Source organism: Leyella stercorea, assembly GCF_021531655.1.
The window spans coordinates 89,659-104,704 of sequence record NZ_JADYUF010000001.1 but is presented as its reverse complement, the minus strand read 5'-3'; the positions used below and the strand labels follow the sequence as shown (position 1 = coordinate 104,704).

Genomic DNA, 15,046 nt, shown 5'->3' with positions numbered 1-15,046 from the left:
ATATTTCTCATTATTAAATGAAACAGTACAAATTAGTGAACAATGTATTGGGGTGGCTTACCTTCCTGGTGGCTGCTTTCGTATATTGCTCGACGATTGAACCGACAGCCAGCTTCTGGGACTGTCCTGAGTTCATTACAACCGGCTATAAGCTGGAAGTAGGTCACCCGCCTGGAGCACCTTTCTTTATGCTCACGGCCAACTTGTTCTCGCAGTTTGCGAGCGACCCGACGCAGGTGGCTAAAATGGTAAATACTATGAGCGCTTTGCTGAGTGCTACTACCATTCTTTTCCTGTTCTGGAGTATCACTCATTTGGCGCGCAAGCTGATATTGAAGGACTGGAGCGAGATGACAACGGGCAAGCTTATTGCCATTGAGGCATCAGGACTTGTAGGCGCTCTCATCTACACCTTCTCCGATACATTCTGGTTCTCGGCTGTGGAGGGCGAGGTTTATGCCTATTCGTCGGCATTTACTGCCATCGTGTTCTGGCTCATCCTGAAATGGGAAGACCATGCCGACGAGCCTCATAGCGACCGCTGGCTTGTGCTTATAGCGTATATGACGGGTCTGTCGATAGGCGTTCACCTCTTGAACTTGCTCTGTATTCCGGCTATAGTATTGGTATATTGCTATCGTCGCTATCCGCATATCGAGCTGAAGGGCTCGTTGCTGGCTCTGCTTGTCTCGTTCGTTATTGTGGCAGGTGTGCTGTATGGCGTAGTGCCGGGCATCATTAATGTGGCAGGATGGTTTGAACTGCTGTTTGTCAACCAGTTGGGCTGTCCGTTCAATACGGGTGAGATAATATACATCATCCTGCTTGTTGCCATCGTGATATGGGCTATATACGAGTCGTATACCGACCGCAACTTCAAGCGTCAGAACATATCGTTCACACTCGCTGTAGGTATGTTGGGCATTCCGTTCCGTGGTATGGGATGGGGCGCAGCCTTGGTAGGCATCGTCATTCTTGTAGCCATATACTTCGGACTGAACTATCGCAAGAAGGCGGACAAGCAGCTTGTGCCCGTAGTGTCGGCACGCTTCAAGAATACTGCCTTGCTGTGCATGCTTATGCTGATGATCGGCTATTCGAGCTATGCTGTTATCGTAATCCGTTCGGCTGCCAACCCGCCGATGGACCAGAACTCGCCTGAGGATGTGTTCACCCTCGGTTCGTATCTGAGCCGCGACCAGTATGGCGACTCTCCGTTGCTTTATGGCCAGGCTTACACCTCGCAGGTGGCATTTGACGTAGAGGGCAACATGTGCATCCCCAAGCATAAGGAAGGTGCTGCCATCTGGCAACGTAAGGAGAAGGCATCTGAAAATGAGAAGGATTCGTACTTCGTCGTTTCGCACAAGGACAAGCTCGTTTACGCACAGAACATGCTGTTCCCGCGTATGCATTCGTCGGCTCACGCTCAGGCTTATGAGAATTGGCTGGGTGGCGTCACGGGTACAAACGTGCCTTACGACCGCTGTGGCGAGCAGGTGACCGTGAAGATGCCTACACAATGGGACAACATACGCTTCTTCCTCTCTTACCAATGCAACTTCATGTACTGGCGCTACTTCATGTGGAACTTCGCAGGAAGACAGAACGACCTGCAGGGTAGCGGCGAACCCGAGCACGGCAACTGGATAACGGGCATCTCGTTTATCGACAACTGGATGCTTGGCGACCAGAGCAAGCTGCCGCAGGAGTTGAAGGAGAACAAGGGACACAACGTGTTCTATTGTCTGCCTCTGTTGCTGGGTCTTATCGGACTCTTCTGGCAGGCATGGCGCGGACAACGAGGCATACGTCAGTTCTGGGTAGTGTTCTTCCTCTTCTTTATGACGGGTCTTGCCATTGTGCTCTATCTGAACCAGACTCCGCAGCAGCCTCGTGAGCGCGACTATGCTTATGCAGGTTCGTTCTATGCTTATGCCATCTGGTGTGGACTTGGTGTATTGGCGTTGTACGATATGCTCAAGAAGAAGCTTAAGACCAACGATGTGGCTCTTGCCAGCGTGCTTGGCGTAGCCTGTCTGCTTGTGCCCGTACAGATGGCTTCGCAGACTTGGGACGACCACGACCGCAGCGGACGCTACACTTGTCGCGACTTCGGACAGAACTATCTGATGACGCTCCAGGACAAGGGCTACCCGATAATCTTCACCAATGGCGACAACGACACGTTCCCATTGTGGTATAACCAGGAGACCGAAGGATTCCGTACAGATGCCCGCGTATGCAACCTCTCTTATCTGCAGACCGACTGGTATATCGACCAGATGAAGCGTCCGGCTTACGATTCGCCTTCTGTGCCTATCACTTGGCCGCGCCTTGACTTCTGTTCGGGAACCAACGACTATGTGCAGGTGGATCCGTCGCTCAAGCAGCAGATAATGGATTTCTATAAAGAACATCCGGCTGAGGCAAAGGAGCAATTTGGCGAAAACCCATTCGAGTTGAAAAACGTACTGAATAACTGGGTTCGTACTAAGAACAAGGAAATGCACGTCATTCCGACCGACACACTCTATCTGACCATCGACAAGGAGGCTGTAAAGAAGAGCGGAATGATGATGGCAAGCGACACTATACCCGACCGTATGGTAATCTCGCTCGCAGGCAAGCGCGCTCTGTACAAGAACGACCTCATGATGCTCGAGATGCTCGCACAATGCAACTGGACACGTCCGCTGTATGTTGCGGCAACCGTAGGTTCGGACAACTACATGAACCTTGGCGACAACTTCGTGCAGGAGGGTCTGGCTTACCGCATCACTCCGTTCACCACCAACAAGCCGGGTGCAAAGAACTTCGACACCGAGAAGACATATAATAATGTAATGAACCGATATAAGTTCGGCGGCTTGGACAAGAAGGGACTCTATATTGACGAGACCGTAATGCGTATGTGCTACACCCATCGCAATCTCTTTGCACAGCTGGCTCTCGCACTCATTCGGGAGGGCAAGAACGACAAGGCTCTGAAGGTGCTGCGCAAGGCGGAGAAGTCAATACCTGAATATAATGTGCCCAATACTTTTGTTTCGGGTTCGGCAGATCTGGCTCGTGCCTATGCTCTGATAGGATGCAAGGCTGATGCAGCCCGCATATTGCGACAGGTTTGGAACAACGCCAAGCAATATGCCGACTACTATGTATCGCAGGAAGGCTCGCGCTTCGACATGTGTCAGACAGATGTAATGCGCCAGCTCTATTATATGCAGGGTATTTCGGATATAGCCCAGCTTGTGGACGCGAAAATGGCTAACGAATGGCTCAAGACTGCCAATGCCATCTATGCCGTCTATCAGGCCAAGGGCGGACAACCTTTTGAATCGCGATGATAATTGAACAGCCTTCAATATGGTTGCGTTGGTTGTTTCCAGGTGCAACCTGGAGAATGAACCGCAACGAACGTTCGGTATATCTCACGTTTGACGACGGACCTATACCTGAGTCGACGCCGTTCATTCTGCAAACATTGAAAGAGTTTGGGATACACGCCACTTTCTTCATGGTAGGAGACAATGTGCGCAAGTATCCCGACCTCTACAGAAGTATTGTTGCGGAGGGCCATCAAGTGGGCAATCATACCTATCATCATCTTGGAGGCTTCAAGCATTTTGCCAAGACATATATTGACGATGTGGAGCGTGCCAACGACCTTATAGGCGCCCACCTCTTCCGTCCGCCACATGGCGCTATGAGCTACAGCCAGTACATCTGGTTGCGTTGCAAGTATCGCATCGTGATGTGGGACCTCGTGACACGTGACTATTCCAAGTGGCTTAGTGCGGACGACGTGTTCAATAATGTAAGGCGATATGCCCGTAATGGTTCAATCATTACTTTCCATGATTCGGTAAAGAGTATCGACAAGCTGCGTACCGCACTTCCGAAGTCGCTCAAATGGCTTAAGGAGCAGGGGTATGAGTTTAAGACTTTCGACTGAAGTCGTGGAAACAAAAACGTAATTAAAGATAATGGACAAACGACAATTATCTCTTAAAATAAAAGCCGAGGCAAAGAACCTCGGCTTTTTTGCTTGTGGCATAGCCAAGGCCGCGGCTGTGGACAAGGATGTTGTGGATTCGTACCGCAAATGGATTGACAATGGCGAGCATGCTACGATGAATTATCTTGAGAATTATCCCGACAAGCGTTTCGACCCACGGCTGTTGATGGACGGACTCAAGAGTATTGTGTCTGTTGCGTTGAACTATGCGCCGTCGCATACTCTGCCCGAAGGCGAACCGCAGTTTGCTGCCTATGCACTTGGCAAAGACTATCATGATGTGGTGAAGGGAAAATTGCGCATGCTTGCCGAACGGCTTGGATTTGAGGAGTATAGAGCGTTTTGCGATTCGGCTCCCGTGCTCGAACGCTATTGGGCTGTGAAGGCTGGGCTTGGATGGACCGGACGAAACCACCAGCTGATAATACCTCATGCCGGTAGTATGTTCTTCTTGGGTGAGCTGTTCCTGCCCGTAGAATTGGAGTATGATGAGGAGATGAAGCCGCGTTGCGGCAATTGCCACGCATGTATCGACGCTTGTCCGTCGCACGCTCTGACGATGGGGGAGGGAAGGTCGGATTTTGACGCCCGCTTGTGCCTGAGCTATCAGACAATAGAGAACCGTGGCGACATTCCCTCCGACTTGTCCGAAAAAATGGGCGATACGATATATGGCTGCGACTGCTGTCAGAAGGCCTGTCCGTGGAACCGTTTTGCGCAACCCAACACTACTCCCGAACTTCAGCCATCGCAAGACCTGCTTGACATGAAGCGTGAGGACTGGCTGTCGCTAACTGAGGACGACTATCGTCATTTGTTTAAGGGGAGTGCCGTGAAACGAGCCAAATATTCGGGGCTTATGCGAAATATCCACACGGCCCTTGACAAGGAGTAGAGCAGTCTACTTTATCCTTACTATTCTTATTCCGGTCTGCGACGGATGTTTCTGCATATATTGGTAGAGTGTCATAGGCTCTTCAACAACCTTCTTGTGTATTTGCGATGCGTTGAGCATGTGTAGCCCGTCTTTGTGCCACACGGCTATACCTATGTGCGAAGTGTCGAGCCCAGCCTTGGATGTAGTTATAGCGATGATGTCGCCATCGTGTATGGACGAGCGCAGCAACTTGGTGTTGTGGATGGCTGATTTGGGAATGTAGCTGAACTTCTTGCCGGAGAGGAGTTGCTCGGTCTTGGCTATCCGTTCTATCATTTGCGGATTGTTCTTCAGCATAGGATAAAGCGAAGCGTGTGTGCTCATGAAGTCGATACGCAGGGTCTGTATTGCTGTGAATGGAGGGTTGGGCGACTGTATCTCTTGGACGAATCCCTTCTGGGTGTTCTCGTAGATCCAGTCGGTAAAATAATGCTGGCGGGCAGGATAGCTCACCTCTCCGTTCTGGTATCTCACCATACGCAAGTAATGAGCGTAGTCGTCGAATGCGGTCTTGCCGTTTTTGATGCAAAGATATATGGCAAGAACGTTCTCCACATAAGTGGTACAGTCGAGTTGGCTAAGATTTATCACAAGCTTCTCCTGCTTGTTCACCTCAAGCGTCTTTGCCACATACGGAATGCCACGCAGTTGGCGGGCTATAGCGATTATAAGGTCAGGATTGGCTGTATGTTGTGCGTATTTATTGACGATTTGCCCAATCCTTGCCTTGTCTTCCGTCTCATTATAATAGGTGATAGAGACAGAGTCGTCGGTGTAAGACGAGGACCTGGGGGCTTCTTTATATGCCGTTGAAAGCTTCTGCTGTTGTGTAATCTGCTGTGTGTCAGCGTTATGCTGTATTTGTGGATTCTTTTTGTTGGCCGAAGGGCTGCCGCATTGGGCGAGTAATGCCACGGCAAGTGATAGAAAAGCTGTTGTCATGATAAAGTGATTTTTCATTTCATTCTTCCAAAGTTAACTCCTACATAAATGTTAAGGCTACCGAATATATTGTTGGTCGAGAACTTCGGCTTATGGTAGTTGTACGTGTGGATTATGGCGTTGGCACCATAGTACCATCGCATATTGTTCCATACAATTCCGAAGCGTCCCACTCCGTCGATATTGAAGTTGTGGAAAGAGAAGTCCTTGAGTGTGAATGTAGAGTGATTGGTGTCGCTCGACGAACTTTTGTAGCCCAGAGCCAACGACAACGAGGCAGCCGCCAGCCAGTTGCGGGCAAATACCCAGTTGTAGCCGTATCCACCCGACAACGAAACATCGGTATATTTAATCTTCTTGAATTTCAATTCGGGGTCCATGTAGCGCTTGGCAGTCTCCTCGCCAAGGTTTTCGGCAACGATGTCGTACAGTTTCTCCCAGTCTATGCTTAGCGAGTGGCGGGTGTAGCCTATGCCGCACAAGGCAGAACCGCACGACTTGCGTTGTATTGTCGATTGGCTGAAGGCGGCAGGGTAGGAGAATCGCTTGTGATTGAAGATGTAATACATGTTGAATCCCTTGATACTCACGTTGATACCGTCGTAATTCGTGCCGTTTAACGTACGTGTGTTCACCTTGCCTTCGCTATCAAGTTGGGCTTTCGAAATCTTGTAGTCGTTGCCCGTCTTACGATAGAACAGGTCTACGCCAAGTTGTGAACTATAGATAGAGAGGTCAAGTTCGGTTCGCTTGTCTCCGCTGTTGATGTTCTTCAAGTCGAATGTGTAGCCCAGGAAAACCCATCGCCAACCTAAGTACGGTCCGAGTTTGAAGGTCGGGAGCGGGGCGAAGGTGAAGTCGTTACCCATAGTCGACGCTATGCGGTAAATCTCATAAGTGTTGGTGTTTTGTAGCATAGCTGTGTAGTTGAACTTTTGAGGTTCGATATAGCACGTGTCTACTTCGCTGAAATTCCTCATAAACCTACCCAGGGTTCGGCCTACTACACGGAAAAAAGTGTTGTGACGGTATTTTTGAGGCGCACTAATGGTGTCTGCCGCAGTTTGAGCCTTGGCAGACATTCCCGAAACACATACGGACAACAATATTGTTATGGTTCTTTTCAAATACAAATCCTATAAGATTGTTATGTGGTTTTCTCGCTCTCTACAACGGTTTCGCTTATAGCTTACCCAGAATTCTGTCCATCACCCAATTGACTGGTGTGGCGCTCACGCTTGTGCATTGGCACACTCCCAAGCCTTGGAGGTGTTCAATTACAGAGCGAATGATAGGTAGCTGTACGTAAGAAGGATTAGGCACGACGATGTTTGTCCGGCCTGCACTTGTCACCAGTTGTATAGGGGCGTAGTCGTAAACCGAAAACGACAACATGCCTTTGTCGCCAATAACCTCTATACGGTCTTCCTTGGCGCTTTGATGGCCTACGAAGCACCATGAACCGCTGCCTGGCAATCCGTTCTCGAAGAAGAAACTGGCACTTATGGAGTCCTCTGCCTTGTACAGATGTGCTCTGTTGGAGCAATATCCGTGAGCTCGTGTGATGACTCCGAATATATCCTGCAAGAGATCGAGCTGATGAGGAGCCAGGTCGTAGAAGTAGCCTCCTCCGGCAATGTCCGGTTGTAGTCGCCACGGCAGGTTGTGGGCATCCTGATAGTCAAGGTCTCTTGGCGGAACAGAGAAACGTATCTGGACATTTACGATTGTGCCTATAGTTCCTGAATTGATAATGTTCTTTACCTTCTGAAAATAAGGCAGATAACGTCTATAGTAAGCCACAAAGCACGGCACACCCGTAATCTCGCTTATGCGGTTGATGCGGGCGCAGTCTTCATAGCTTGCAGCTAATGGTTTTTCTATATACACGGGTTTGCCAGCCTTCATTGCCATTATTGCAAATGTAGCGTGGCTTGAAGGCGGAGTGGCTATATATACGGCATTTACGTTAGGGTCGTCGATAAGTTCCTGTGGGTCTGTGTACCACTTTTTTATATTATGGCGTTTGGCGTACGACTTTGCCTTTGCTTCATTACGGCTCATTACTGCCACCACGCTTGAGCCAGGCACCTCGTTGAATGCCGGTCCGGATTTCTTCTCGGTCACCTCGCCGCATCCGATAAATCCCCATCCTATTTGTTTCATATCTTAATAACTAAATCAAAACTCATTATTGTCAACTGCTCAGGCTACGGCGAGGACGCCATAGCCTCCTATAATTCAACACTCAACATTCAAAATTCACTCGTGTTCTTCCAGCCATTTGTCAATCAGCATTCTTGCAAGGCTGAGTTTTTCGGGAATTGTAGGCAGATTGTTCTTGTTAAACCAGTTGCCGCGCGACAATTCCGACTCCTGTAACTTAAGGCCGCCTCCGTCGTATTCGGCAAAGAAGCCAACCATGAGGCCGCAAGGGTAGGGCCATGGCTGCGACTTGAAGTATCTCAGATTTTTTATTGAGATGGACGCCTCTTCCCATACCTCACGTCTTACTGCCTCTTCGAGCGATTCGCCAGTCTCTACAAATCCGGCAATACATCCGTAGAAGTCGGTCTTGAAGTTTTTGGCGTGTACCAACAGCAGGTCGTCGCCACGGTTTATGAGTACGATTATGGCAGTAGCCAGTTGGGGCCAAATGGTCTTGCCGCAATTAGGGCATTTCTTTGAAATGTCTGTATCCATCACCATAGGCGACCCGCATACGCCACAATATTGCGTGTTGCGGTCCCAGTAGAGCAGCTCATGGCATTTGCCGGCTTTCAGATAAAGAGGATGCGAAAGTTTGTAGAACGACTGTCGGAGACCGCACAATTCGAATGTGCCGTCTGTACAAGTCTGCACATCGTCTATCTGCAAGGCTTTCACCTTCTGCCCGCTGTCCATAGGCGAAATGTCCATAATATGAGTATTGTGAGTGGTCGTGACGGGTGCTTGCTCGCAATACGGGATGGTAAAAGTACCATCCGCACATTTTTGTAGGAGAAGCTCCCCTTTATTGTTGAATACAAACCAGTAGTACATAGTAATGTTTTAAAAAGGTTATATTTTAAATACAAAGGTACTTATTTTTTTATATTAAGAATAAAAACATGACCTATATTTTATTAAAAGATAGAGGCTTATTGCATTTGAATCAAATCTCTGTTAACTATTTTTATTTTTTAGATTTAAAACTTGTGCAGTTCAGATATTTTTGTACCTTTGCAACCGATAAATCTAATATACAGCTTATGACTCTTGTCATCATAACAATAATACTAATTGGCTATTTCTTGATAGCGACAGAGAAATTTACCAATGTAAACAAAGCTGCGGTTGCCATCTTTGTAGGGACGCTTGGCTGGATACTTTACATTTGTTATGGATCGGATTTTGTTATGGGACAGCACGCCAAGGACTACGCTTCGTTCTTGGATGGCGCACCGGCTTCGTCGGCTGCCGTAAAGCAGTATATTTTTCAGAATCTTTTCTTGAAATATGTGGGCAGAGCGTCTGAGATTGTTCTCTTCTTGCTTTCTACTATGACGATAGTGGAGATATTGCAGAACAACGGATGCTTCGACTTTATCTCACAGATGCTGCGTACGCGTAGCGGCAAGAGGATGCTTTGGACCTTGTCGGCAATTACATTCTTGATTTCGGCAAACCTCGACAACCTTACGGCGACTGTTATGATGCTTACCATTATGCATGCCATTGTGAGCAGACAGAGGCAGCGTGTCATCTTCGGATGTGCCATTGTTTTGTCGGCAAATTGTGGTGGTGCACTTACGGTTATAGGCGACCCTACGGGGCTCGTGCTTTGGAATATCGGCGCAGTAACAGCTACCAACTATTCTTTGACGATGGCTCTGCCGTGTCTTATAGCATGGCTCTTCCCGATACTTTGGCTGCAACGTGGCTTGCCGCGACGTATTGAGACCGAATGGATTACGATGCCTTATCGTGGCGATGATACCAATCTTAACCTGTGGCAGAGAGCCTTGATGCTGTTTGTCGGGATTGGCGGATTGTGGTTTATTCCTACATTCCATAACATTACTAAGCTTAGTCCGTTCCTTGGTGCGATGTGCGTACTGTCGCTATTGTGGATTGTCAACGAACTGATGAATCGCAAGCTGATGAATGCCGACCAGATGATACAGCGTCGTGTGCCGCGAGTGCTACAATATGGCGTAATTCAGATGATACTGTTCGTACTGGGCATTATGCTTGCGCTTGGAGTGGTACGCGAGACGGGATTCCTGAACAGAGTGGATGCTTTTATGGGTGGTATTGCCGACAATATGCTGGTAGTGGGTTTTGCCACTCAGATTGTAGGTAGCGTATTGGACAATTTCGCAACACTTATGTCTATGGTTTCGTTGCACGATGTTGCCGAAACGGGCAGTAATCTTGCGCTTTATGGACAGAATGGAGCCTATTGGAAGATTGTAGCATATGCGGCTGCTATGGGAGGCAACATTCTGTGTATAGGATCTATGAGCGGACTTGCCCTGATGAAGATGGAACGCATAAAGCTCAATTGGTACTTCGTCAATGTGGGTTGGGTTTCGTTCGTTGCGTCTATAGCAGGTATGGTTTGTTTGTGGCTGCTGGTATAATGCCCTTACATTATGAATGCTCTTATATAAATACCCTATTAACACCCCATAAAAAAACACCCTAATACTTTAACGGAAAATTTAATAATCTTAAATACAAAAAAATCGTATGGCTAAAATTCAGACAATTGGAATCTTGACTTCCGGTGGCGATGCCCCGGGAATGAATGCTGCAATTCGTGCCGTGACTCGTGCGGGTATATGCAATGGATTTAATATAAAAGGTATCTATCGTGGTTACGATGGTCTTATAAATGGCGATATTGAGGATTTTACAACCGAAAACGTTAGTGGTATAATTATGTCGGGTGGTACAATCCTTAAGACAGCACGTTGCAAGGAATTTACTACCGATGAGGGCAAGGAGAAGGCTTATGAGCAGATTAAGGCTCATGGTATTGATGCTTTGGTTGTTATCGGTGGTAACGGTTCGTTGACTGGTGCTATGGAGTTTGCCAAAAAGTATGACATCTGCTGCATTGGCTTGCCGGGCACTATCGACAACGACCTCTATGGTACAGATTCAACCATTGGTTACGACACTACTATGAATACCATCGTAGAATGTGTTGACCGCATCCGCGACACAGCCCAGAGCCATGAGCGTATTTTCTTTATTGAGGTGATGGGACGTGATGCTGGTTTCCTCGCACAGAACTCTGCCATTGCAAGTGGTGCCGAGGCAGCCATTATTCCTGAAGACTCTACCGACGTTGACCAGTTGGCACGCTTCATGGAGCGTGGCATCCGTAAGTCGAAGAAGAGCTGCATCGTAATCGTTTCGGAAAGCCCGAAGTGTGGCGCCATGTATTATGCCGAGCGCGTGAAGAACGAGTTCCCGCAGTACGATGTACGTGTGTCTATTCTCGGACACTTGCAGCGTGGCGGACGTCCAAGCGCTCACGACCGTATCCTTGCTTCCCGTACTGGTGTAGGTGCCATCGAGGCAATACTACAGGGCCAGCGCAACGTGATGATTGGTGTGCGCAACAACGAGATAGTGTACGTACCCCTGAGCGAAGCCATTCGTAGTGACAAGCCGTTCGACCGCAAGCTCATCAAGGTGCTCGACGAACTGAGCATCTAAAAGTGGTCGATTTACACTACAAAAATGGCATATTTGGAAAGAAAAAGTACAATAAAGATTAAATATTCTTTCGTATAAAATATAGTTGTTATATTTGCATCAGAATTTAAAATCAAAATCAAATATACTATGTCACAAATCAACGGGCGCATCTCGCAGATTATTGGTCCGGTTATCGACGTTTACTTCGATACAGCCGGCAAGAATCCTGAAGAGGTGTTGCCTAAAATCCACGAAGCTCTGAAGCTGAAGCGTCCTAACGGACAGGAGCTTATCATTGAGGTGCAGCAGCATATTGGTGAAGACACCGTTCGCTGCGTCGCAATGGACAATACTGACGGATTGCAGCGTGGCCTGGAGGTTGTTCCTACCGGCAACGCTATCATGATGCCAGCAGGTGAACAGATCAAGGGCCGTATGATGAATGTCATCGGTCAGCCTATCGATGGTATGAGTACGCTCAATATGGAGGGCGCTTATCCTATCCATCGTGAGGCTCCTAAGTTTGAGGACCTTTCCACTCACAAGGAAATGCTCGCAACTGGTATCAAGGTGATTGACCTATTGGAGCCTTACATGAAGGGTGGTAAGATTGGTCTGTTCGGCGGTGCCGGTGTAGGCAAGACCGTGCTCATCATGGAGCTTATCAACAACATTGCCAAGGGACACAACGGCTACTCGGTATTTGCCGGAGTCGGCGAGCGTACTCGTGAGGGTAACGACCTTATCCGCGATATGCTTGAGTCGGGCGTTATCCGCTACGGCGAGAAGTTCAAGAAGGCAATGGAGGAAGGCAAGTGGGACCTCTCGCTTGTAGACCCCGAGGAGCTTAAGAAGAGTCAGGCAACACTTGTCTACGGACAGATGAATGAGCCGCCTGGAGCACGTGCTTCTGTAGCATTGTCTGGTCTGACCGTAGCCGAGGAGTTCCGCGACCACGGAGGCAAGGACGGCGAAGCTGCCGACATCATGTTCTTTATTGATAATATCTTCCGTTTCACCCAGGCCGGTTCGGAGGTTTCGGCTCTTCTCGGCCGTATGCCTTCAGCCGTAGGTTATCAGCCTACTCTGGCAAGTGAGATGGGACAGATGCAGGAGCGTATTACCTCTACCAAGAAGGGTTCTATCACATCAGTACAGGCTGTATATGTGCCTGCCGACGACTTGACCGACCCTGCTCCGGCTACAACCTTTACCCACCTCGACGCAACTACCGAGCTTTCGCGTAAGATTACCGAGCTTGGTATCTATCCTGCCGTTGACCCGCTGGGCTCAACCTCACGTATTCTCGACCCGCTGATTGTGGGTAAGGAGCACTACGAGTGTGCACAGCGCGTCAAGCAGATTCTCCAGCGCTATAAGGAACTTCAGGACATCATCGCCATCCTTGGTATGGACGAACTCTCAGACGAGGACAAGCTGACTGTGAACCGTGCACGTCGTGTGCAGCGTTTCCTCTCTCAGCCGTTTGCCGTTGCCGAGCAGTTCACCGGTGTAAAGGGTGTGATGGTATCAATCGAAGACACCATCAAGGGCTTCAACATGATTCTCGACGGCGAGGTAGACGACCTGCCAGAGCAGGCATTCCTAAACGTTGGTACTATCGAGGACGCTATTGCCAAGGGCAAGAAGCTTCTTGAGGCAGCTAAGGGATAATCTGCTTACACACTAAATACTTGTAAACTATGAGTTTGAGTTTAAGAATCGTCTCTCCAGAGAAGGTGGAGTTTGTAGGAACGGTCGACCGTGTTGTCGTGCCGGGTGCAAGCGGCGAGTTTGAGATACTCCCCAATCACGCTCCTATAATCTCTACACTCAACAGCGGACGTATTGCTTTTTTTGACTCTGAAGGCGAGCATGAGGTGAAGGCAATGGGCGGTTTCGTTGAAGTGCAGAAGAACAGCGTCAATGTTTGTGTTGAACTTTAATGAAACCCGGTTGACATGTTGAAAAATACAGAGATAGCTAAATTGAGCCGACGCTATGCTGTGCAGACCGTTGTGGCTGTTGCGGTATTGTCGTTGGCAGTTCTTTCCCTGCAGATGTTCGCTCATGTTGACGGACTTGTCCCGCCTCTTGTAGTGAGTGCATTGTTCGCCCTTGTGGTGGAGCTTGCCGACATTTTCATATGGAAAAGGATAGCCGTGGCAAATCAGAATATGCTTCCGACATTCTTTTCGGCCGTGTCCGGATTCCGTATGTTGTTGGCTCTCTTCACGCTTGTAGGATGCTACATTGCCGTAGGTCGCGATGCGATGCTCGAATACTGTCTGGTGTTTATGGCTTTCTATTTATGGATGATTTTCCACCATTCAGCATTCTTCTCGCACGTCACCAATTCGCATATTGAGTGTGACAAAGATAATAAATAAACGATAATGAAACAGATAAAGTCATTATTACTTCTCTTGGTATTGGCATTGATGCCAGCCTTCGCTTCAGCGGGAGAAGCAGGCCACGACGGCAAGTCGCTCGACATCCCTACAACGGTACTTGAGCACCTGTCCGACTCGTATGAGTGGCACATAGCTTCTTACGAGGGCAAGAGTCTGAGCATTCCGTTGCCGATAATCGTCAGAAGCTCCAATACCGGAGAGTGGACGTTCTGCACAGAGAGCAGTCTGCCGGAGAACTATTACTTCGACGCAGAGCATCACGGCAAAATCTACGAGAACATGCCCGATGGCTCAAAGGTGCGCCCGCTCGACCTCAGCATCACCAAGACCGTGGCTCAGATATGGATAGTAGTGTTCATTCTGATAGCCGTGTTCCTTTCATGTGCTCGCTGGTACAAGGGCAAGGACGAGAGAAGTGAGGCTCCTGGCGGATTTGTCGGAATGATGGAGATGTTCGTCATGACCATCTACGACGACGTTATCAAGGCGTCGATAGGCGAGAAGCACTTCAAGCCGTTCGCACCATACCTGCTCACGGTGTTCTTCTTCATCTTCACGACAAACATTCTCGGTTTGCTTCCGATATTCCCGGGTGGCGCCAACGTTACGGGCAACATCAACGTTACGTTCTTCCTTGCCATCTGCACCATGATTGCCATCAACCTCTTCGGCAACAAGGCGTATTGGAAAGATATCTTCTGGCCCCATGTGCCGGTATTCCTCAAGGCTTATCCGGTGCCTTTGATGCCAGTCATAGAGTTCTTCGGCGTTTTCACCAAGCCGTTCGCTCTTATGGTTCGTCTCTTTGCCAACATGATGGCAGGTCACGCAATCATCCTGAGCTTCACATGCGTCATCTTCCTCGGATGGTCGATGGGCGTTGGCTACGGTATAGGTTTGAACCTCGTAAGTGCCATAATGATGCTCTTCATGAACTGTCTTGAAGTGCTTGTGGCATTCATTCAGGCTTATGTCTTCACCTTGTTGAGTGCCGTGTTCATCGGTCTGGCTCAGAAGGAAGAGGAGGCAGAGGCTTAA

13 protein-coding genes are annotated in these 15,046 nt (G+C 48.7%); 9 read left to right on the top strand and 4 right to left on the bottom strand.

The window, feature by feature from the left end:
* Nucleotides 1-17: 17 nt before the first annotated feature.
* From I6E49_RS00420 to queG, 3 genes are read left to right on the top strand one after another with little or no spacing between them, the layout of a single operon-like run.
* On the top strand, nt 18-3,350 hold the full coding sequence (locus tag I6E49_RS00420) for a glycosyltransferase family 117 protein (RefSeq protein ID WP_235399956.1): 3,333 nt from the start codon (nt 18-20) through the stop codon (nt 3,348-3,350).
* Entirely contained in the window at nt 3,347-3,958 is a 612-nt protein-coding gene (locus tag I6E49_RS00415; RefSeq protein WP_235399955.1) for a polysaccharide deacetylase family protein, read from the top strand. Before I6E49_RS00420 ends, I6E49_RS00415 begins: the two co-directional genes overlap by 4 nt.
* Before the next feature lie 31 nt (nt 3,959-3,989).
* Nucleotides 3,990-4,916, top strand: a complete 927-nt coding sequence (gene queG, locus I6E49_RS00410) for a tRNA epoxyqueuosine(34) reductase QueG (RefSeq protein ID WP_235399954.1) — start codon at nt 3,990-3,992, stop codon at nt 4,914-4,916.
* Nucleotides 4,917-4,922: 6 nt separating this feature from the next.
* Here the strand turns inward: queG and I6E49_RS00405 are convergent, their stop codons facing one another.
* The 4 genes from I6E49_RS00405 to nudC all read right to left on the bottom strand — a co-directional run bounded on the left by I6E49_RS00405 (nt 4,923) and on the right by nudC (nt 8,942).
* A complete protein-coding gene (locus tag I6E49_RS00405) occupies nt 4,923-5,918 on the bottom strand; it encodes an N-acetylmuramoyl-L-alanine amidase-like domain-containing protein (RefSeq protein WP_235399953.1) in 996 nt (331 codons plus the stop codon).
* Nucleotides 5,915-7,027, bottom strand: coding sequence for a DUF4421 domain-containing protein (locus I6E49_RS00400; RefSeq protein ID WP_235399952.1), 1,113 nt, complete (start codon nt 7,025-7,027; stop codon nt 5,915-5,917). Before I6E49_RS00400 ends, I6E49_RS00405 begins: the two co-directional genes overlap by 4 nt.
* Nucleotides 7,028-7,082: 55 nt before the next feature.
* Nucleotides 7,083-8,066: a Gfo/Idh/MocA family protein gene (locus I6E49_RS00395; protein ID WP_235399951.1), complete on the bottom strand. Its 984-nt coding sequence runs from the start codon at nt 8,064-8,066 to the stop codon at nt 7,083-7,085.
* Between the two features lie 96 nt (nt 8,067-8,162).
* Nucleotides 8,163-8,942 (bottom strand): NAD(+) diphosphatase, encoded by a 780-nt coding sequence (nudC, locus tag I6E49_RS00390; protein WP_235399950.1) that lies wholly within the window; start codon nt 8,940-8,942, stop codon nt 8,163-8,165.
* A 209-nt stretch (nt 8,943-9,151) separates the two neighbouring features.
* Here nudC and I6E49_RS00385 point away from each other — a divergent pair, with 209 nt between their 5' ends.
* The 6 genes from I6E49_RS00385 (at nt 9,152) to atpB (ending at nt 15,046) form a co-directional block, all read left to right on the top strand.
* Entirely contained in the window at nt 9,152-10,525 is a 1,374-nt protein-coding gene (locus I6E49_RS00385; protein WP_235399949.1) for an SLC13 family permease, read from the top strand.
* Between the two features lie 109 nt (nt 10,526-10,634).
* Nucleotides 10,635-11,612, top strand: a complete 978-nt coding sequence (gene pfkA, locus I6E49_RS00380; protein WP_235399948.1) for a 6-phosphofructokinase — start codon at nt 10,635-10,637, stop codon at nt 11,610-11,612.
* A 129-nt stretch (nt 11,613-11,741) separates the two neighbouring features.
* Nucleotides 11,742-13,268 (top strand): F0F1 ATP synthase subunit beta, encoded by a 1,527-nt coding sequence (atpD, locus tag I6E49_RS00375; protein WP_106812507.1) that lies wholly within the window; start codon nt 11,742-11,744, stop codon nt 13,266-13,268.
* A 29-nt stretch (nt 13,269-13,297) separates the two neighbouring features.
* On the top strand, nt 13,298-13,540 hold the full coding sequence (gene atpC / locus I6E49_RS00370; protein ID WP_235399947.1) for an ATP synthase F1 subunit epsilon: 243 nt from the start codon (nt 13,298-13,300) through the stop codon (nt 13,538-13,540).
* 15 nt (nt 13,541-13,555) lie between these two features.
* Nucleotides 13,556-13,984, top strand: a complete 429-nt coding sequence (locus tag I6E49_RS00365; RefSeq protein ID WP_235399946.1) for a hypothetical protein — start codon at nt 13,556-13,558, stop codon at nt 13,982-13,984.
* A 6-nt stretch (nt 13,985-13,990) separates the two neighbouring features.
* Nucleotides 13,991-15,046, top strand: coding sequence for a F0F1 ATP synthase subunit A (atpB, locus tag I6E49_RS00360; protein ID WP_235399945.1), 1,056 nt, complete (start codon nt 13,991-13,993; stop codon nt 15,044-15,046).